Origin of the sequence: Brevibacterium zhoupengii (assembly GCF_021117425.1) — a bacterium.
Taxonomy (GTDB): domain Bacteria; phylum Actinomycetota; class Actinomycetes; order Actinomycetales; family Brevibacteriaceae; genus Brevibacterium; species Brevibacterium zhoupengii.
In genome coordinates this window covers 2151487-2170341 of record NZ_CP088298.1, presented here as the reverse complement: position 1 = coordinate 2170341, position 18855 = coordinate 2151487, and the positions used below count along the sequence as shown (strand labels likewise).

12 protein-coding genes and 2 tRNA genes are annotated in these 18855 nt (G+C 62.3%); 3 read left to right on the top strand and 11 right to left on the bottom strand.

The features are described from left to right. From LQ788_RS09845 to LQ788_RS09830, 4 genes are all read right to left on the bottom strand, one after another. Entirely contained in the window at positions 1-1389 is a 1389-nt protein-coding gene (locus tag LQ788_RS09845) for a bifunctional folylpolyglutamate synthase/dihydrofolate synthase (RefSeq protein WP_231447238.1), read from the bottom strand. Beyond that, positions 1386-4652: an isoleucine--tRNA ligase gene (gene ileS, locus LQ788_RS09840; RefSeq protein ID WP_231447236.1), complete on the bottom strand. Its 3267-nt coding sequence runs from the start codon at positions 4650-4652 to the stop codon at positions 1386-1388. The genes LQ788_RS09845 and ileS overlap by 4 nt, the downstream gene beginning before the upstream one ends. Before the next feature lie 337 nt (positions 4653-4989). After that, positions 4990-5745 (bottom strand): SDR family oxidoreductase, encoded by a 756-nt coding sequence (locus LQ788_RS09835; RefSeq protein WP_231447234.1) that lies wholly within the window; start codon positions 5743-5745, stop codon positions 4990-4992. A gap of 152 nt (positions 5746-5897) precedes the next feature. After that, entirely contained in the window at positions 5898-7046 is a 1149-nt protein-coding gene (locus tag LQ788_RS09830) for an acyltransferase (RefSeq protein WP_231447232.1), read from the bottom strand. Positions 7047-7184: 138 nt separating this feature from the next. Here LQ788_RS09830 and valS point away from each other — a divergent pair, with 138 nt between their 5' ends. Together valS and LQ788_RS09820 are read left to right on the top strand one after the other, a co-directional pair. Further along, entirely contained in the window at positions 7185-9830 is a 2646-nt protein-coding gene (valS, locus tag LQ788_RS09825) for a valine--tRNA ligase (RefSeq protein WP_231447230.1), read from the top strand. Positions 9831-9953: 123 nt separating this feature from the next. Next, the gene (locus tag LQ788_RS09820; protein ID WP_009884154.1) at positions 9954-10643 is read left to right on the top strand and encodes an AIM24 family protein; all 690 of its coding nucleotides are present in this window, start codon (positions 9954-9956) and stop codon (positions 10641-10643) included. 118 nt (positions 10644-10761) lie between these two features. Here LQ788_RS09820 and LQ788_RS09815 read toward each other — a convergent pair whose 3' ends face one another. The 7 genes from LQ788_RS09815 to LQ788_RS09785 all read right to left on the bottom strand — a co-directional run bounded on the left by LQ788_RS09815 (position 10762) and on the right by LQ788_RS09785 (position 18443). Further along, positions 10762-12051, bottom strand: coding sequence for an MFS transporter (locus LQ788_RS09815; RefSeq protein WP_231447228.1), 1290 nt, complete (start codon positions 12049-12051; stop codon positions 10762-10764). Positions 12052-12064: 13 nt separating this feature from the next. After that, positions 12065-13351 (bottom strand): ATP-dependent Clp protease ATP-binding subunit ClpX, encoded by a 1287-nt coding sequence (clpX, locus tag LQ788_RS09810; protein ID WP_231447226.1) that lies wholly within the window; start codon positions 13349-13351, stop codon positions 12065-12067. Positions 13352-13602: 251 nt separating this feature from the next. After that, positions 13603-14244 carry an ATP-dependent Clp protease proteolytic subunit gene (locus tag LQ788_RS09805; RefSeq protein WP_029417364.1) on the bottom strand — a complete coding sequence of 214 codons (642 nt, stop codon included), beginning with the start codon at positions 14242-14244 and terminating at the stop codon, positions 13603-13605. Between the two features lie 26 nt (positions 14245-14270). Continuing rightward, positions 14271-14867 carry an ATP-dependent Clp protease proteolytic subunit gene (locus tag LQ788_RS09800; RefSeq protein ID WP_009884093.1) on the bottom strand — a complete coding sequence of 199 codons (597 nt, stop codon included), beginning with the start codon at positions 14865-14867 and terminating at the stop codon, positions 14271-14273. A 271-nt stretch (positions 14868-15138) separates the two neighbouring features. Continuing rightward, positions 15139-16488, bottom strand: coding sequence for a trigger factor (gene tig, locus LQ788_RS09795; RefSeq protein WP_231447224.1), 1350 nt, complete (start codon positions 16486-16488; stop codon positions 15139-15141). A gap of 259 nt (positions 16489-16747) precedes the next feature. Continuing rightward, entirely contained in the window at positions 16748-18115 is a 1368-nt protein-coding gene (locus tag LQ788_RS09790; RefSeq protein WP_231447221.1) for a hypothetical protein, read from the bottom strand. Positions 18116-18372: 257 nt separating this feature from the next. Further along, a tRNA-Gly gene (locus tag LQ788_RS09785) sits at positions 18373-18443 on the bottom strand. Between the two features lie 178 nt (positions 18444-18621). On the opposite strand from LQ788_RS09785, the gene LQ788_RS09780 reads away from it, so the two are divergent. Next, positions 18622-18695 (top strand) — tRNA-Pro (locus tag LQ788_RS09780). The last annotated feature ends 160 nt before the right edge of the window (positions 18696-18855 follow it).

Here is an 18855-nt window from a genome sequence, read left to right as displayed (position 1 = left end):
TCAGTCCTCCTTTCCGAGCAGCTGGCGGGCCTCGGCGACGGTGTGCAGTGAACCGGTGACGACAATTCCCGGGCTCGTCGCACCGGAACTGTTTGCCAGGTCGATGGCCTTCATCAGGGCGGCATTGAGGTCCGGCGTCTCGAGCACAGAGTCCTCATCCACCCATTCACGCGCAGCCTCGGCGAGTTCGTGGGCCCCCAGTGCTCGGGAGTCCAGCGCTTCACTGACGACGAACACATCGGCGCTGCGGTGGAGTTCTTCGAGGACGCCGAGGACGTCCTTGTCAGCGAACATCGCCAGAACCATCACGGTGTAGTCGAAGTCGAAGGCCTCGGTGATGGTCTCGGCCAGCACATGAGCGGCGTCGGGGTTGTGCGCCCCGTCGACGACCACGGCCGGTCCTGTCCGGACAAGTTCGGCGCGGCCGGGCGACGTCACGTGTGACAGGCCCTCTGCGACAGTGTCGAGAACCAGCGGTTTGTCCTCGTCGCTCAGGAAGGCCTCCGCCGCGACCAGCGCGACGGCGGCATTGTGCGCCTGATGAATCCCATGCAGCGGCAGGAAGATGTCCGTGTAGACATCACGGATTCCCTGCACGGTGATGAGCTGCCCGTCGACCGCACGGGTGCGGTCGAGGAGACGGAAGCTGCGTTCCTCTGTCAGCGCAAGGATCTGCCGGCGCTCCACCTCGGCGTCCAGAGCGTCCTGGGCTTCTTCGGTCTGCGTGCCGATGACAGCCACCGGGGTGGGCGCCGGAGACGGATCGATACTGCGGTTGAGGATTCCGGCTTTGGTGGTGGCGATCTCGGTGAGGGTGTCGCCGAGGAAAGCCTGATGGTCAAGGCCGATCTTCGTGAAGACACATACTTCGGCATCGGCAACGTTCGTCGAATCCCACTCACCGCCCATGCCCACCTCGGTCACGACGACATCGACAGGGGCGTCTGCGAACACCGCGAAGGCCAGGATCGTCAGCGCCTCGAAGAATGTCAGCCGACCGCGTCCCTCAGCGAGGAGTTCAGCATCGACGAGGTCGAGCACCGGTGAGACCTCGTCGTGGATGCGCACAAAGGTCTCAGCCGACACGGGGCCTCCGTCGACAGAGATCCGCTCAGTCACCGAATGCAGATGCGGACTGGTGAAACGGCCCACTCTCAGATCGTGAGCGGTGACGATCGCGTCGATCATCCGCGCGGTCGAGGTCTTGCCGTTGGTCCCGGTCACGGTGATGACCGGAGCCGCCTGATGAATGTCGCCGAGGAGCTCACAGGCCCGACGGGTCGCGTCGAGACGAACCTCGATCTGGGTCTCGCCTGCACGCGCCAGCAGCGACGCGTACACCCGGACGAGCTGGGAGTCAGACTGCTCGGCGTTGTCGCCCCCGTTCATGCCCGGCTCACGGACAGGCGTGTTCCCGACGGCAGCTCTTCGGGAGCGAAGACCTGCTCGTGACCGTCGACTGCGGCGAAGTCGAGCGAGGTGGCCAGGGTTTCGCCGGCGATGAGGTCCCGGTGGGTGGTCAGTGCTGCGGTCAGTTCGGCCTCTGCCTCGATGACGACTCTGATTCGATCCGAGATGTGCAGATCCAACTGCTTCCGGATGCCCTGGATGGCGCGCACCGCGTCACGGGCGACGCCTTCGGCTTCGAGCTCGGGGGTGACACGAGTGTCGAGCGCGAGGAAGCCGGAGTCGAGCGCTGCCAGCTCCATCCCCTCCGTGCCCGATTGCGCCACGGAGTCCAGAGTGTACTCGCCCTCGACCAGGTCGATTCCGCCGCTGGTGACCGTACCGTCGTCGGCAACAGACCAATCTCCGGTCTTCGAGGCCTTGATCACCTGCTGCACCTGCTTACCCAGACGAGGTCCGGCGGCGCGGGCGTTGACCACCAGGTTCTGCGACAGGGAGAAACCTGCTGCTTCAGCCTCGGCGACATCGAGGACCTCGACTTCGCGGACGTTGAGCTCATCGGAGATGATGTCGGTGAACTCGCTGCCCAGGTCGGTGTCGTCGGCAACGGTGAGCTTGGCCAGCGGCAGGCGCACCCGCAGTCTGTTGGCCTTGCGGACGGACGAGGCAGTGGAGCAGATATCGCGGGTCAGGTCCATTGCGGAGACGAGTTCGTCATCGGCGGGGAACAGGCTGGCGTCCGGATAGTCGGCCAGGTGCACCGACCGTTCTCCGGTGAGCCCGCGGTAGATCTCTTCAACGGTGAACGGCAGCAGCGGGGCTGCGACCCGGCAGAAGGCCTCAAGGCAGGTGTAGAAGACATCGAAGGACTCGTGAGTGTCCTCGGTCCCGTCCCAGAATCGACGACGGGAACGGCGGACATACCAGTTGGTGAGCATATCGAGGTAGCTGCGCACCAGTTCGCAGGCGGCCCAGATGTCGAGGCCCTCCATGGCTTCGGCGAACTCAGCGATCAGGTCATGGGTCTTCGCCAGCAGGTACCGATCAAGCACCTGGCTTGAGTCGTAGCGGGATTCTGACCGGTAGCCGGACTTGGCACCGTCGGCTCCGTCTGCCGTGTTGGAATAGGTGGCGAAGAACTGCCAGGTGTTCCACAGCGGGAGAACGACCTGGCGCACTCCGTCGCGGATGCCCTGCTCTGTCACGACGAGGTTGCCGCCGCGCAGGATGGACGAGGCCATGAGGAACCAGCGCATCGCATCGGAGCCGTCTCGGTCGAAGACCTCGTTGACGTCGGGGTAGTTGCGCAGGGACTTCGACATCTTCTGCCCGTCGGAGCCCAAGACGATGCCGTGGGAGATGCAGTTCGTGAACGCAGGGCGGTCGAAGATGGCTGTGGAGAGCACGTGCAGAAGATAGAACCATCCGCGCGTCTGACCGACGTACTCAACGATGAAGTCAGCAGGGAAATGGTTGTCGAACCATTCCGAGTTCTCGAACGGATAGTGAACCTGGGCGTAGCTCATGGAGCCCGAGTCGAACCAGACGTCGAAGATCTCAGGGATACGGCGCATCATCGACTGGCCGGTCGGATCATCTGGGTTGGGTCGGACCAGGTCGTCAACCCAGGGGCGGTGGAGGTCGACCTCTCCTTGGTCATTGACCGGCAGACGACCGAAGTCGGCCTCGATCTCGGCCAGGGAGCCGTACACATCAGTGCGTGGATACGAGGGATCATCAGAAGTCCACACCGGGATCGGTGAACCCCAGAAGCGGTTGCGTGAGATCGACCAGTCCCGAGCGTTCTCGAGCCATTTGCCGAACTGCCCGTGCTTGACGTTGTCGGGCACCCAGTTGATCTGCTCATTGAGCTCGACCATACGGTCCTTGAACTCGGTCACCCGAACGAACCAGGAGGACACCGCACGGTAGATCAGCGGATTGCGGCAGCGCCAGCAGTGCGGGTAGGAGTGTTCGTAGGATTCGTGACGGATGAGCAGAGCCGAACGGCCCGTGAGCGGACCGGTGGAGTTGCGCAGATCCTTGATGATCGCCTTGTTGGCCTCGAAGACCTGCTGGCCTGCGTAGTCGGCCACGGTGGAGTCGAAGCAGCCAGCGTCATCGACAGGGCGGGCTGCGGTGATGCCGTAGGAGTCCGTGAGATCCTTGTCCTCTTCACCGAAGGCAGGCGACTGGTGGACGATTCCCGTGCCTTCCTCAGTCGTGACGAATTCGGCTTCGAGGATGGTGTGCATTCGCTCGCCGAACTCGTCCTGACGGTTCTCGAAGTAGGGGAAGGGAGGCTCGTACGCACGACCGAGAAGCTCACTGCCGGAGAAGGTGCGCAGCATCTCGGGGTTCTCCCCCAGCTCGCGCGCATAGGCGCCGAGGCGGGCCTCGGCGAGGATCAGGGTCTTGCCCTGCAGCTCCTGTGCACCGTCCTCGCCTGCGACAACGGCGACCAACGGGATCTCCGGATTGACCGCGACTGCCTGGTTGGAGGGAACGGTCCACGGCGTCGTCGTCCAGATGAGGACCCACTCGTCGGAATCCTTGAGCTTGTAGCCGACCGTCACGGCCGGATCCTGGCGCGACTTGTAGACATCGTCGTCCATCCGCAGCTCGTGATTCGACAGCGGGGTCTGGTCCTTCCAGCAGTAGGGCAGAACACGGTAGCCCTCGTAGACGAGGCCCTTGTCCCACAGCTGCTTGAACGCCCAGATCACACTTTCCATGTATTCGACATTGAGCGTCTTGTAGTCGTTCTCGAAGTCAACCCACCGGCCCTGGCGGGTGACGTACTCTTCCCATTCCTTCGTGTACTTCAGGACGGAGGAGCGGCAGGCATCGTTGAAGGCGGCCAAGCCCATTCCGCTGATCTCTGATTTGTCCGTGATGCCCAGCTGACGCTCGGCTTCGAGCTCTGCGGGGAGTCCGTGGGTATCCCACCCGAAACGGCGATCGACCTTCTTCCCGCGCATCGTCTGGAAACGGGGAACGACGTCCTTGACGTATCCCGTCAGCAGGTGCCCGTAGTGGGGCAGACCGTTGGCAAAGGGAGGTCCGTCGTAGAAGACGAACTCGTTCGAGCCGTTCGCACCAGAATCACGCTGATCGATCGAGGCTTGGAATGTGTCGTCCTGTTTCCAGTAGGAGAGCACGGCGTCTTCGATAGCGGGAAAGTCCGGCGAGGCACTGAGGCCGAAGGCCGAAGTCGATACCTTGGGATACAACGGTTGCGTCATGAGCGTCCTTTTGAGTCACTGCGGTCACTGTCACGAGGACGACATGTCTGCCGCGGTACCACCTCGCTTATCCGCCGTGAACGACTGTCGGATGAGACAGTCGATCGGAGGATCGCTCATAGCCGGAGTGATGACGGGTCCAACCGCCCGGTTCTACTGGGCGCTCCCCTCCCCTGCCGATGTTGTCGATCAGGAACGAGTACGCTGTTCTTCCGGATGCTCCCCGGTGATGGCCGGATCACTGCACCCTCAATCGTATACCTTGGCCGTGGGTGTCGACCACTCCACGCCCGAAGGGGTGCAGCGGTCGACGCACTTGAGCTGCCAGGCGCCGGGTTCAGAGTCCTTTGTGGCGTGCGACTTTGTGCTGCGCGGCCTGCGCGATCGGTCTGATCACCATCAGATCGACGTTGAAGTGGTGTGGCCGCGTCAGCGAGTAGACGACGGCATCCGCGACATCTTCTGCCGTGAGTGGATTCTCCACCCCTTCGTAGACCTTGTCGGCCTTGTCCTGGCTGCCTCCGACCCGCTTGAGAGTGAACTCTTCGGTCGCGACCATTCCGGGAGCGATTTCGATCACCCGCACGGGGTCGCCGGCGAGCTCGAGCCGCAGCGTCGCCGCGATCGAATGTGTCCCGTGCTTCGCCGCGACATAACCGCCGCCGCCTTCATAGGCCTGATGCCCGGCAGTCGAGGACATGACGACGATGTCTCCTCGCCCGGAATCTGTCAGTGCCGGCAGGAACGCTTTGACGACGCGGAGGACTCCGAGGACGTTGACGTCGAACATGTCCCGCCACCCGTCGACCGAGGCCTCAGCGACCGTGTCGGTGCCATAAGCTGCACCGGCGTTGGCAACGAGCGAATGCACTGGTCCCCCTGCCAGCACCTCGGCGGCGAGTGAGGCAACGGCATCGTCATCGGTGAGGTCGGCCACGATATAGCTGGCACCGGTCTCGTCGGCCAGTGCGCGCAGCTTCTCCTCCCGCCGGGCCACCGCGACGACGTCCCAGCCCTGCTCCCGCAGCTGGCGAACCGTTGCGGCGCCGATTCCCGAACTCGCCCCCGTGACGACTGCTCTGAGTGTGTCCATCGCTGTGCTTCTCCGTCCTTCTCATTGATACCCGGTGAACCTCTGGATCCAGCCGCTTCTGTGCGTGCCGGAGTCGGGCGACGCCCCGTTCACCGGGGTTGTGTCTTCAGTCTACGGAGTTCTGCGCCGGCCCAGGTGCGCTATGTCGTCCTCTAGGCAGACGTGGGGTCGGTGTCCGGCTTCGGAGCCTGCGTGTGTTTCGTTGCCCGCGGCGTGCGCGGGTTCGGCTTCGAATGCGGATTGCGTGGACCCCCTTCGCCGAACACGGCGCGGACACCGGGGATCTTGACCGCCAACCAGGTGATGGCAGCACAGATGATCGTGTAGACGATCGGCATCACGATCGCGTGAACAATGACACCGGGGACGGTCGTGGGCAGTCCCATCTCATTGCGCACGGGGTAGAGCAGCAGCGGGTGGAGCAGGAATACCCCGAAGGAGTACGGGTAGAACCAGTGCAGGAGCCGGAAACCGTTATTCATATGGTGGTGGAGCAGGAGGTAGGCCGCCAATGACGCGATGACGACGCCAGGTGAGAGGTATTCGTAGGGAAAGATCCATGGTTTCTCCCCCGGGCCGAGCCCGGCCCATACGATCGTCATCGCAATCGCTCCTGCCAAGGCCAGCCAGGCCAGGAGAACCCCACGAGAGGACAGCACCACATCCCGCAGGACCCAGCCGAGGATGTAGAAGCCGGCCATGGGCAGGAACCGAGTGGCGATATTGGCCTCGCCCACGTCGAAGACGATGCTTGCCCACTGGTCGAGCATTCCGATGCCTAGGAAGATCAGCCCAGTCCCCCATTGCAGCCGCCTGGACCCGTGGACGCTGAGCAGGCGGAAGAACGGCGTCAGCAGCGTCAGGCCCGCAAGAACGTAGAGGAAGTAGAGCTGGACGAACGGGGACCCGGTGAGGATGGCAATTCCCGGGTTCCAACCGTCGTCGCTCGGGAGCAGATAGAAGCGACGAAAGACAACGTAGACAGCTGTCCAGAACACGAGCGGGATCCCGATTCTCCAGACCCGTTTGCTGAGGAACTTTCGCGGTTTGTTCCCGCGCACCGGGTCAAGGGCGAGTGCGCCGGAAATCATGATGAAGACGGGAACCGACCAGCGGGCGGCGGAATCGAACCCGTTGGCTACCCACCAGTCTGGGCCCATGCCCGCATAGTTCTCTTCGACGACGGTCCCCAGCGAATGGATGGTCACGACTGCCACGATCGCGATCGCACGGGCAGGGTTCATCCACGCGGTCGAGGTGGGCGGCAGGTTCTCTGATCCGATTCTGTCCAAGGGCGCCATGGTCCAATAATCTCATTTTCGCCGACTGCTGCATCTCACGCCGCGTTCAGTGTGTGTCACAGCCACGAACTGCTGAAGCGCGCTCATGCCCAGCCATCGGTTTGGCCCCAGGGCGCCCGGGTGAGAAAATCAACAACTATGAACACACCTGCCTTTTCGGACTCGACGCACGAGTCAGTGAACCTGCCGGATAAGCCGGCTCTCGAGGGACTTCGCGACAAATGGGATGCCGCGTGGAGCGACAACGGGGTCTATGCCTTCGACGTCGATACGGATCGTGAGCAGGTCTATTCGATCGACACTCCCCCGCCCACAGCTTCGGGCTCCCTGCACGTCGGGCACGTCTTCTCCTATACGCAGACCGACATCATCGCCCGCTATCAGCGCATGCAGGGAAAGAATGTGTTCTATCCCTTGGGCTGGGACGACAACGGCCTGCCGACGGAACGTCGCGTCCAGAACTATTACGGGGTCACCTGCGAGCCCACCCAGAGTTACGATCCTGACTTCGTGCCACCGGAGAAGCCTGCGAAGAACTCGCGTGACTTCGTCAAGGTCTCGCGCCAGAACTTCATCGAGCTCTGCGAAAAGCTGTCCGCTGAGGACGAGCACGTCTTCGAGGAGCTCTTCCGGTCCACCGGCCTGTCCGTGGATTGGAAGTACACCTACCGGACCATTGACGACACCTCCCGCTCTGTCAGCCAGAAGGCCTTCCTCACCGATCTCGCCAACGGTCATGCCTACTCGCAGGACGCCCCCACCATGTGGGACGTCACGTTCGGCACCGCTGTCGCGCAGGCCGAGCTCGAAGATCGTGAGAAGGACGGCGCCTACCATAAGGTGAATTTCTACCCCGAAAGGGCCGATGGTCTCGCGGACACCTCGACGGATCCGATCATCATCCTCACCTCCCGCCCGGAGCTCATTCCCGCAGTCGTGGCACTCGTGGCTCATCCGGAAGACGAGCGCTACACCGCCTCGTTCGGCACCAGAGTCGTCTCGCCGCTGTTCGGCGTCAGCGTCGAGGTCCGGGCCCATGAGCTCGCGAAGTCGGACAAGGGCACGGGCATTGCCATGGTCTGCACCTTCGGCGACCTCACCGACGTCACCTGGTGGCGCGAACTCGATCTGCCCACGCGTGCGGTCATCAACCGCGGTGGTCGACTCAACCTCGAGGTCCCCGAGTGGATCGCGGCGTCGCCGAAACCGGACGCTGTGGCCAATTACGAGAAGCTGGCCGGGAAGACGACCTTCTCGGCTCGCAAGGACATCGCTGAGATGCTCGCCGAGTCTGGTGACCTCATCGGTGAGGTCGAAGCCATCACTCACCCGGTGCCGTTCTACGAAAAGGGCGACAAGCCCCTCGAGGTCGTGGCCTCTCGGCAGTGGTACATCCGCAACGGCGGTCGCTCGGCAGAACTTCGCGACGCCCTCATTGCACGCGGACGCGAGATCCAGTGGCATCCGACGTTCATGCGCTCCCGGTATGAGAACTGGGTGGAGAATCTCAACGGTGACTGGCTCGTTTCGCGTCAGCGCTACTTCGGTGTGCCGATCCCACTGTGGTATCGCTTGGATTCAGATGGAGAACCTGACTACACGGATCCGATCGTCCCCCAGTCCCTTCCCGTCGATCCCATCGCCGAGGTGCCCGCCGGATTCACGGCCGACCAACGAGATGTGCCCAACGGGTTCACCGCCGACCCGGACGTGCTCGACACCTGGGCGACGTCGTCATTGACCCCGCAGCTGCTGGGCGGCTGGAGCCGAGATGACGACTTCTTCTCCAAGGTCTTCCCCTTCGATCTGCGGCCCCAGGGCCACGACATCATCCGCACCTGGCTGTTCTCCACAGTGGTCCGCGCGAACTCGCTCAACGACGCCGCGCCGTGGAAGCATGCTGGCTTGTCCGGATGGATCCTCGATCCCGACCGCAAGAAGATGTCGAAGTCGAAGGGCAACGTCGTTGTCCCCACCGACATCCTCGCCGAGACGAAGCCGGGATTTGGCCCGGACGCCGTCCGCTACTGGGCTGCCAGTGCCAAACTCGGTGCCGACACCGCCTATGACGTGACACAGATGCAGATCGGGCGCCGACTGGCCATGAAGCTGCTCAATGCTTCGAAGTTCGCACTCGCGCAGGGCGTGCACTCCGGTCTCGTCGGTCAGCTCGATTCGGTGACCCACGATCTCGATCGGGCGCTGCTGAAGAAACTCGCCGAGGTGGTCGATACCGCTTCGACGCACATGGCCGCCTACGACTATGCGCACGCGCTACGTGCCGCGGAGAGCTTCTTCTGGGAGTTCACCGATGACTACGTCGAGCTTGTCAAAGACCGGTCATACGGTGCCACCGGCGACGACGATCAGCGCTCTGCCCACGTCACCCTCGCGACTGCGCTCGATGTCCTGCTTCGTCTGTTCGCCCCGTTCATGCCCTTCGTGACCGAAGAGGTGTGGTCCTGGTGGCGGACCGGCTCCGTGCACAGGTCACCGTGGCCCGGAGACGAGCGCCTGACACAGCCTGATTCGTCCGTGGATCCAGATCTGCTCGTGTCTGTCGCCTCGGTGCTCACCGAGATTCGGCGAACGAAGACTGAGGCAAAGGTCTCTCAGAAGACGCAGGTGCGCAGCCTGACCATCCAAGCCCCGGCAGCAATAGTCTCCGCAATCGGCAGCGCCGAGGGCGATCTGAAGGCTGCCGGACGTATCCAGGAGCTCGTCACGGAGGAGAAGGGTGAGGAGATCACGGTGGCCGCGATCGACTTCATCGAACAGGACTGATCCTGCGCGCTTGTTCCAAGATCAGAACAGGAACTTCCAGGCATCTGCGGGTTCGGACGCATACGATGGACTCGACAGCTGAAGTACTCAAGATCTTCTTCATGGACGAAAGGCCCTTGCACAATGAGAAGCGAACTCTTTTCGAAGCGGAATGCGGAGATTCAGAACCAGGAGCGCTGGACTCTGCAGTCGAACAAGATGCTGCGCACCGTGATCAACCCCAACGCCCCCATGATCGCGACGAAGGGGGCCATGGTCGCCTATCAGGGCGATGTCCGCTTCACTCACCAGGGTTCGAAGTCAGTGGGTCAGTTCATGAAGAAGGCCGCCACCGGCGAGGGTGGGAATGTGATGAAGGTCGAAGGCCATGGCGAAGTCTTCTTCGCTCGTGAGGCCTCGAACATCTTCATGATGGCCCTCGAAGGTCAGCAGGATGCGTTGACCGTCAACACCTCGAATCTGCTGGCCTTCGACGATGCTCTCAACTGGGAGATCAAGAGAATCAAGGGCGGAATCGGTGCCATGGCCAGCGGTTCGGGACTGTTCAACCTCGAGCTCAACGGTGTGGGTACGGCCGCCATCTGCTGTAAGGGCGAGCCGATGGTCCTCGACTGCTCACAGCAGCCGACCTTCGTCGATCCGCAGGCTGCGGTGTGCTGGTCCTCGTCTTTGGCCCCGCAGATCAAGACCGATGTCAGCGTCGGGACGTTCTTCGGCCGTGGTTCGGGTGAATCGGTTCAGCTTGCCTTCCACGGTCCCGGCTTCGTCGTCGTCCAGCCTGCTGAGAACGCCGTGTACACGGCACAGGCCTAGTCAGACCAAGCCCGAGGCGCCCTGGAACGGCGGGGAACTGCGGACAGCAACTATTACGACCCCGAGGTCTCCCGGTGATGCACCGGGAAACCTCGGGGTCGCTGTATCGGCGGGCTCGTCAGGACAGGGACGTCCGTGAGTGATGCGCTCCTCCGCGCTTGACGCGGTAGCGTCGAAAGGTCGGGAATATCAGTGCACAGACAATGACGAGCACGATCACGATGAGCCCGCCTCCGGAGGTCGCGATGGTTGTGTTCGTCACCTCGGCGACACTGCCGTGGAGGACATCGGCAATGCGGGGCCCACCAGCGACGACGACGATGAAAACACCCTGCATACGTCCGCGCATGTCATCACTGGCGGCCTCCTGCAGCATCGTGGAGCGGAAAGCGGAGGAGATGATGTCGGCACCGCCGCCGATGGCCAGACCGAGCAGTGCGACGATAAGGGCCGCCGTCCAGAAGTTCGAGGCGAATTCGAGGGACAGTCCGAACACAGACATGGCGAGGCCCCAGACGAGGATCGCTGTGATCACTGCCAGGCCCTGACGTTCGACACGGGAGACCCAACCGGAGAAGATACCGGCAAGAGCGCTGCCTGCCGCCAGGGAGGCGAAGAGCAGCGAGAAGACGATACCGCCGGCGGGTGGACCGCCGAAGGTCTCTGTCGCAATCTGCGGGAACAGTGCTCTGGGCATTCCGAAGACCATGGCGATGACGTCGACCAGCAGGGAGACCATGACGACGGTGTTCGTTCCCAGGTAACGGAAACCGTCAATGACTCCTTTGAAGCCGGAGCGAGTGTCGGGCTGCTTCTTCGGCACCAGAGCCGGCAGACGCATCACCGCGTAGAGGGTGGTGGCCAGGAACAGGGCATCGAGGAGGTAGAGCATCTGGTAGCCCACGACCGGGATCAGCGCCCCGCCGATGATCGGGCCTGCCACAGCTCCCAGCGTCATGACGGTCATATTGAGCGAATTGGCCGACGGCAGGAGCTCCAAAGGAACGATGGTGGGCAGAAGCGCACCCTTTGCAGGCTGGTTGAGTCCGAAGAAGGCCTGCTGCACAGAGAATACGCTCAGCAGCAGCCAGACGTTCTCGACCTGCATCAGCGCGAGCAATGCCAGCAGAGAGCTGGCGATGATCAGTCCTGCGGTGGAGACGATGAGCAGTTTGCGTCGATCGATGACATCGGCAAGTGAACCGCCCCACAGTCCGAAAACGATGAGTGGAACCAGTCCGAATACGCCGCTGAGGCCGACGTACCCGGATGATCCGGTGATGTGATAGATCTGTGCAGGAATGGCGACGACTGTCATCTGAGCGCCGATGACAGTGACGATATTGGCCACCCAGAGGCGGCGGTAGTTGTCGTACTTTAAGGGCCTGGTATCAGCGAACAGCCGCATCTAGCGAGAGATGTCAGGCTGATTTCTTGGATGTCCGAGGCTGCTCGCGAGGAACCAGTGTGGGGGCGACATTCTTGTCCACGACCTCTCTGGTCACGACCACCTCGGCGATGTCCTCGCGGGACGGAACATCGAACATCACCGGCTGCAGGACCTCTTCGAGGATGGACCGCAGGCCGCGTGCTCCGGTTCCTCGCAGAAGGGCGAGGTCGGAGATGGCTTCGAGTGCGTCGGTTTCGAAGCGGAGTTCGACATTGTCGAACTCGAACATGCGCTGGTACTGCTTGACCAGAGCATTCTTGGGCTCTGTGAGGATCGAGATCAGGGCTGCACGGTCAAGTGTGGAAACAGTGGCCAGTACAGGCAGACGTCCGATGAATTCGGGAATGAGGCCGAATTTGAGCAGATCTTCGGGCAGGATGTCGGCGTAGAGGTCCTCTTCGTCGTTCTTCGACTGCAGGAGTGCCCCGAACCCGATGCCGTGCTTGCCCTTGCGCCCGGCGACGATCTCTTCCATGCCTGCGAAGGCACCGGCAACGATGAACAGCACATTCGTGGTGTCGATCTGGAGGAAGTCCTGGTGGGGATGTTTGCGCCCGCCCTGTGGCGGAACGGAGGCCTGGGTGCCCTCGAGGATCTTCAACAGCGCCTGCTGAACGCCTTCACCGGAGACATCGCGGGTGATCGAGGGGTTCTCCGACTTACGGGCGATCTTGTCGATCTCGTCGATGTAGATGATGCCGTGTTCGGCTTTCTGGATATCGAAATCCGCGGCCTGGATGAGTTTGAGCAGAATGTTCTCGACGTCTTCGCCGACATAGCCGGCTTCGGTCAGTGCGGTCGCGTCTGCCACGGCGAACGGCACGTCGAGCCGCTTGGCCAGCGACTGCGCCAGGTAGGTCTTGCCGGAGCCGGTAGGGCCGACAAGAAGTATGTTGGACTTCGCGATTTCGACTTCGGTGTCGTCTGAGCCCAGGGTCTTCGTGTCTTCGGCACCCTGCAGTGACCGGATGCGCTTGTAATGGTTGTAGACGGCAACGGACAGAGCCTTCTTCGCGGGCTCCTGGCCAACCACGTATTCCTGCAGAAAGTCGAAGATCTCGCGAGGCTTGGGCAGTTCGATCTCAGTGTGCTCTGCGGTGCCTTCGCTGAGTTCTTCTTCGATGATCTCGTTGCACAGCCCGATGCATTCATCGCAAATGTAGACGCCAGGTCCGGCGATGAGCTTCCGAACCTGTTTCTGCGATTTCCCACAGAAATTACATTTGAGCAGGTCTGCTCCGTCCGCACTGCGAGCCACTGTCACAACCTTCCGCCGGGGCACCTAGCCCCAACTCTACCGCCCGTGTTTCCTGTACCTCAATAGCTTCCCATACGGGACTGACATGAACGGCCAGAACCGTCATTCGGTGTGTCGGAGAAGCCGGACCCACCCAAACTGTCGAGAAGGCCCAAACTACTCGGCGCCGCACCCTGTGGCAACTTGGCACCACAGACCGCTTTGGGCCCGGACAGCCGCTGCCTGTCCGGGCCCAAAGATGCTCGTATGTCTCAGACTGCCTTGCGCGAGGTCAGCACCTGATCGACGAGTCCGTAGTCCTTAGCCTGTTCGGCGGTGAGGAAGAGGTCACGTTCGATATCGTTCGAGACCTGCTCCGGGGACTTGTTCGAGTGGTCGGACAGGGTCGTCTCGAGCCACTGACGCATCCGGAATACCTCTGCAGCCTGGATTTCGATATCCGAGGCCTGTCCCTGTCCCTGGCCCTCCATGGCGGGCTGGTGGATGAGGACGCGAGCGTTGGGCAGAGCCAGACGCTTGCCGGGGGTGCCGGCGGCGAGGAGCACCGCGGCAGCTGAGGCTGCCTGACCGAGGCACACGGTCTGGATCTCCGGCTTGATGTACTGCATCGTGTCGTAGATGGCCGTCATCGCAGTGAACGAGCCGCCCGGCGAGTTGATGTAGAGGGTGATGTCACGGTCCGGATCCTGCGATTCGAGGACCAGCAGCTGAGCCATCACATCGTCGGCGCTGGTGTCGTCGACCTGGACACCCAGGAAGATGACACGATCATCGAAGAGTTTCGTGTAGGGATCCTGGCGTTTGAAGCCGTATGGAGTCCGCTCTTCGAACTGGGGCATGACATAACGGGACTGCGGCATATTGCCAGCGGTGGACCCAGGCATAAAGTTCATTGAATTCATTCTTCCTTGACTCCCACTCAGTTGTCGGTGACGTCGGACGAACGGGTCACCATCTTGTCGATGAAGCCGTATTCGAGTGCTTCTTCGGCGGTGAACCAGTGGTCGCGGTCGTTGTCCTTGAGGATCTGCTCCAGGGTCTTGCCGGTCTGCTCGGCAGTCAGCTCTGCCATCTGCTTCTTCATGTGCAGGATGAGCTCGGCCTGGATCTTGATGTCGGTGGCGGTGCCGCCGATGCCGCCCAGCGGCTGGTGCATGAGAATGCGGGCGTGGGGCGTGGCGTAGCGTTTGCCGGGTGCACCCGAGGACAGCAGGAACTGTCCCATGGACGCAGCCATTCCCATGGCCACGGTGGACACATCGGGTTTGATGTACTGCATGGTGTCATAGATCGCCATTCCCGCGGTGACCGAACCACCTGGGGAGTTGATGTAGAGCGAGATGTCCGCATCGGGATCTTCTGCCGCCAGCAGCATCATCTGTGCACAGATCGCGTTGGCGTTGGAGTCACGCACCTCCGAGCCGAGCCAGATGATGCGCTCTTTGAGCAGACGGTTGAAGATGTGGTCATCGAGACCCATTGCCCCACCGGCGTCGAGGCCGACGGGCGCTGTCATTTCGTGTGCGCTCACGTTTCACTCCTGTTGGTCTTTGGTTGCTTTGATATGGACTCTAACTGCTCAATGGTCCGTTTTAGTCCGTCGAAGCGCCTGTGTTCGCCATCAGCGTGATCGTGTATCGGATTCGGCCGCCTGGGCCGCGAACCAAAGCGCCGTTCAAGGGCCACAATCGGCCCGCTGCCTTGGTGGAACTATGCAAAAACGGTGGGCACGGAATAATTCCCGTGCCCACCGTTGAAAGCTCAGTCACCGCCGAGGCGGTGCGAAGTCACTTCGCGTCGTCGCCTTCGGCCACGACGGCCTCGTCAGAATCCTCGGCACCCTCAGGCGCTTCTTCCTCAGGAGGAGTGGTGAATTCTTCCATGTCGACGACGTTTCCTTCGGTGTCCTTGACAACGGCACCGGCGAGGGCAGCGGCCAGGGCCTTGCGACGCGAGACCTCTCCGACAAGTGCGTTGACCTGCCCGGAGCTGTCGAGCATCTGCGCGAACTCGTTCGGGTTCATGCCGTACTGCTGCGACGCTGAGATGAGGTACTCGATGAGCTCAGGCTGTGTCACCTCGACCTCTTCGGCCTCGGCGATCGCGTCGAGGATGAACTGAGTGCGAAGGTTGCGCTCGGTCTCCTCGGTGACCTCCTTGCGGTGCTCATCGTCGTCCACACGGCTCTCGGACTCAAGGTGGCGCTCGACCTCGTCGGTGACGACCTTCTCGGGAACCGGCACGTTGAGGGTCTCAATGAGTGATTCGAGAACCTTGTCGCGTGCCTGAGCACCCTGGTCGGTCTCCTTCTGCTTGGCAGCCTGCTCACGCAGGTCCGTGCGCAGCTCGTCGATCGTGTCGAACTCGCTGGCCAGCTGAGCGAAGTCATCGTCGGCTTCCGGCAGTTCGCGCACCTTGACGGCGCTGAGCGTGATGGAGACCGTGCCGGTTTCACCGGCGTGCTCTCCGCCTGCAAAAGTAGTCTCGAAGGTCGTGGTCTCTTCTGCTGAGAGGCCGTCGAGAGCTTCGTCCATGCCGTCGAGCATGGTTCCAGCACCAACCTGGTAGGAGATGTCGGAAGCGGTATCGATCTCTTCGCCGTCGATGGTGGCGACCAGATCGAGGGTCACGAAGTCGTCCTTGGCTGCTGGACGGTCCACGGAGCTCAGGGTTCCGAAGCGGGTACGCAGCTGCTCGAGCTCGGCATCGACGTCTTCATCGGTGACCTCGATCGGGTCGACCTCGACGCTGATGGTGTCGTAGGCGGGCAGCTCGATCGCCGGGCGAACGTCGACCTCGACCGTGAAGGTCAGGTCGCCGTCTTCGGTGCCGTCGAGGCCAGGGACCTCTGAGATCTCAACCTCGGGCTGACCCAGCGGCTTGAGATCGTTCTCTTCGACGGCTTCACGGTAGAAACCGTCAAGACCGTTGTTGACGGCCTCCTGGATCACTGCAGGTCGACCAACGCGCTGATCGATGATTCGAGCAGGCACCTTGCCCTGGCGGAAGCCGGGGATGGTCACCTGGCCACCGATGGTCTTGTATGCCTCGTCGATGCTCGGCTTGAGTTCGGCGTATGGGACATCCACGCTGATCTTGACCCGCGTGGGGTCGAGTTGCTCGACGGAGCTCTTCACAGTGCGACCTTTCAATTTCGACAGTCATGCATATTCGGTCTTCTGGTGACCGGGAGGGAGCGAAAGTCCACGATGAGATCGCGCACGTCCGCAAGACGCAGTCACCCATATTACGCGAAACCTGGGAGAAAACACGAAACAGGCGGGCCGCTGCCAGGCGTGAGTTCGCGAGGAGCGCAATCCGTGCCGCCGCAGCTGGACGGCTGCGCCTGCGCCCGCGGCCCTCGGGTCGGGCACACGCTCCGACCCGAGTTCAGGATCACCGGCGGTGAAGCTCGTCAAGGCTGATGATCACATTGGATGCCGTCCACGACAGAGGAGCCACCGACAGTGCCGCACCTTCTGCGCTGACCTTCTCCGGAAAGGAGCCGGCCCGAGTCCGGTTCTCCCCCAGCCAGTCGAGTATCCCATCGGCCTGCACGCTGGCTCCCATACGAGCGAATCCCAGACCCATGAGAGACGTTGACGGTGTCCAGCTCGTCTGGTCGAAGAGCCACCCATGGCCGGGCTTGATCCCACCACCGGGTTGACTCAGCCTCTCCCACACATGATCGAGCGTCGATGCGTCCAGCCCCAGTCCCGCACCGGCTGCAGGCAGATACGCCACCGCCGAATCGAGTCCGCCCGAGGTCGGGTAGCGTTGCAGCCCGTTGGCGATGAATGTGCGAGCGAACGTCGCCTCGTACGCCGCACAGCTGTCGCCGAGGGCCTCAACTCCCCCATCGATGTGTGCCCACAGCCCATCGGTGTGCTCGGCGAGACCGACCAATGCCTGCAGGCCCAGCAGAGTGGGACCGGCAATGCCCAGAGTGACTTGAGATTCGCTGACTTCCCAGTAGTCAGAGGACACGGGAGGCAGCGCGGTGCCCTGTTCGGTCACGTGGAGAAGACGCGCCGAGCATCGTCGCAGCATCGGGGCCATGCTCTCGAGGGCCACCGAGCCTGCGGCGGAGTCCTCAGCCCGGCTCGCCGAGGCATGGACCTCGCTCACAGCCCAGAGCAGGAGACCGATCGCATCGAACTGAGAGGGACGTTCGTCCGGGGCTTCTCCCGAGTCTGGGGTGAAGCGGGCGGCAAACGACCCGTCGGAGGACTGCAGCGACTGCAGATGAAGAAGATGATCCCAGGCCAGGTCGATGAGACCGACTCGGGCCAGCGCGACGGCAGCGAACGCCGCGTCCCGCGGCCAGATATAGCGCCAAGGCTGGGACCAGCTGGCCACAGTCGCCGGCAGTGAGTCGGTGAGAACCCAGAGATCGAGCAGCGCCGAGGTAGCCAGAGCGCGACGCGGTTCGGGCAGTCGCGACATCCAACTCGAACACCGATCGAGGAATTCCTGTTGCCGCTGCCCTGGACCGGGATCGGCGATTCCTGCCATGACACGGGAGTCTGGCTGCAGATCCACCCCCGCTTCTGCCCCAATGCCCTCCCGTGTGGTCCTCGATGTGAAGGCAACCGTGACTGAGCGAAGATGATCGTTCCGACCCACCTCGGCGAGGATGTCGGTTCCTGACGATGTCACGAAGCCGGCGCCGAGCACGCCTGCACCACTCAGGGCACCGGTGAGGAGCTGGCGGCGACTCGGCCGAGACGGTGAACGTCGACGCCGCTGAGGGTCGGATGTCATGTAAACGGGCTTTCTGACGTGGGCCGCCTTCGGGGCGTGAAGGGTGCCGCCACGGTCATGCGGTGCTGTGTCATGCAGTCTTGTTCGGCCAGAGTGAGCCAGTGCGCGAGCCCGGGTGCACAGATCCGGACGCAACCGAATTCTACCTCCGCCCGATGGCACACCGCTACGGAGCGAATCCCCCAAGCCAGCCACGCCAAAGGAGTATGCGCAAAACCAAAAAACCGGTCGGACCACATGGTCCGACCGGTAAGCGGAGGGGATGACGGGAATCGAACCCGCACCATCAGTTTGGAAGACTGAGGCTCTACCATTGAGCTACATCCCCGTGTTGCGTTAACGACTATAGTCGACTTCCGCGCTGGCCGCCAAATCGATCGAAGATGAGCTGGGTCACACTGCCCGACGCGGCTGCGACCGGCGTCTGTGAGCTGCATCCCATTCGTGCCGGCAAGCCGAATCGATGTGCATCCGGGCCCCTGTCTGTGGTTAGATTGTCTTCGTCGCGGGATGTGGCGCAGCTTGGTAGCGCATCTGTTTTGGGAACAGAGGGTCGCAGGTTCAAATCCTGTCATCCCGACGATAGTGAAGCCGCTCGGACTCAATGTCCGGGCGGCTTTCTTCGTTTTCACGTCCCGGACCCGACTGGGAGACACCGTGGGTTCTCGTGGGAGACAATGGGAGAGCAGAGTCGCAGACTGCCGAGGCCGAAAGGTACGCCGACCATGTCGATCCGAGAC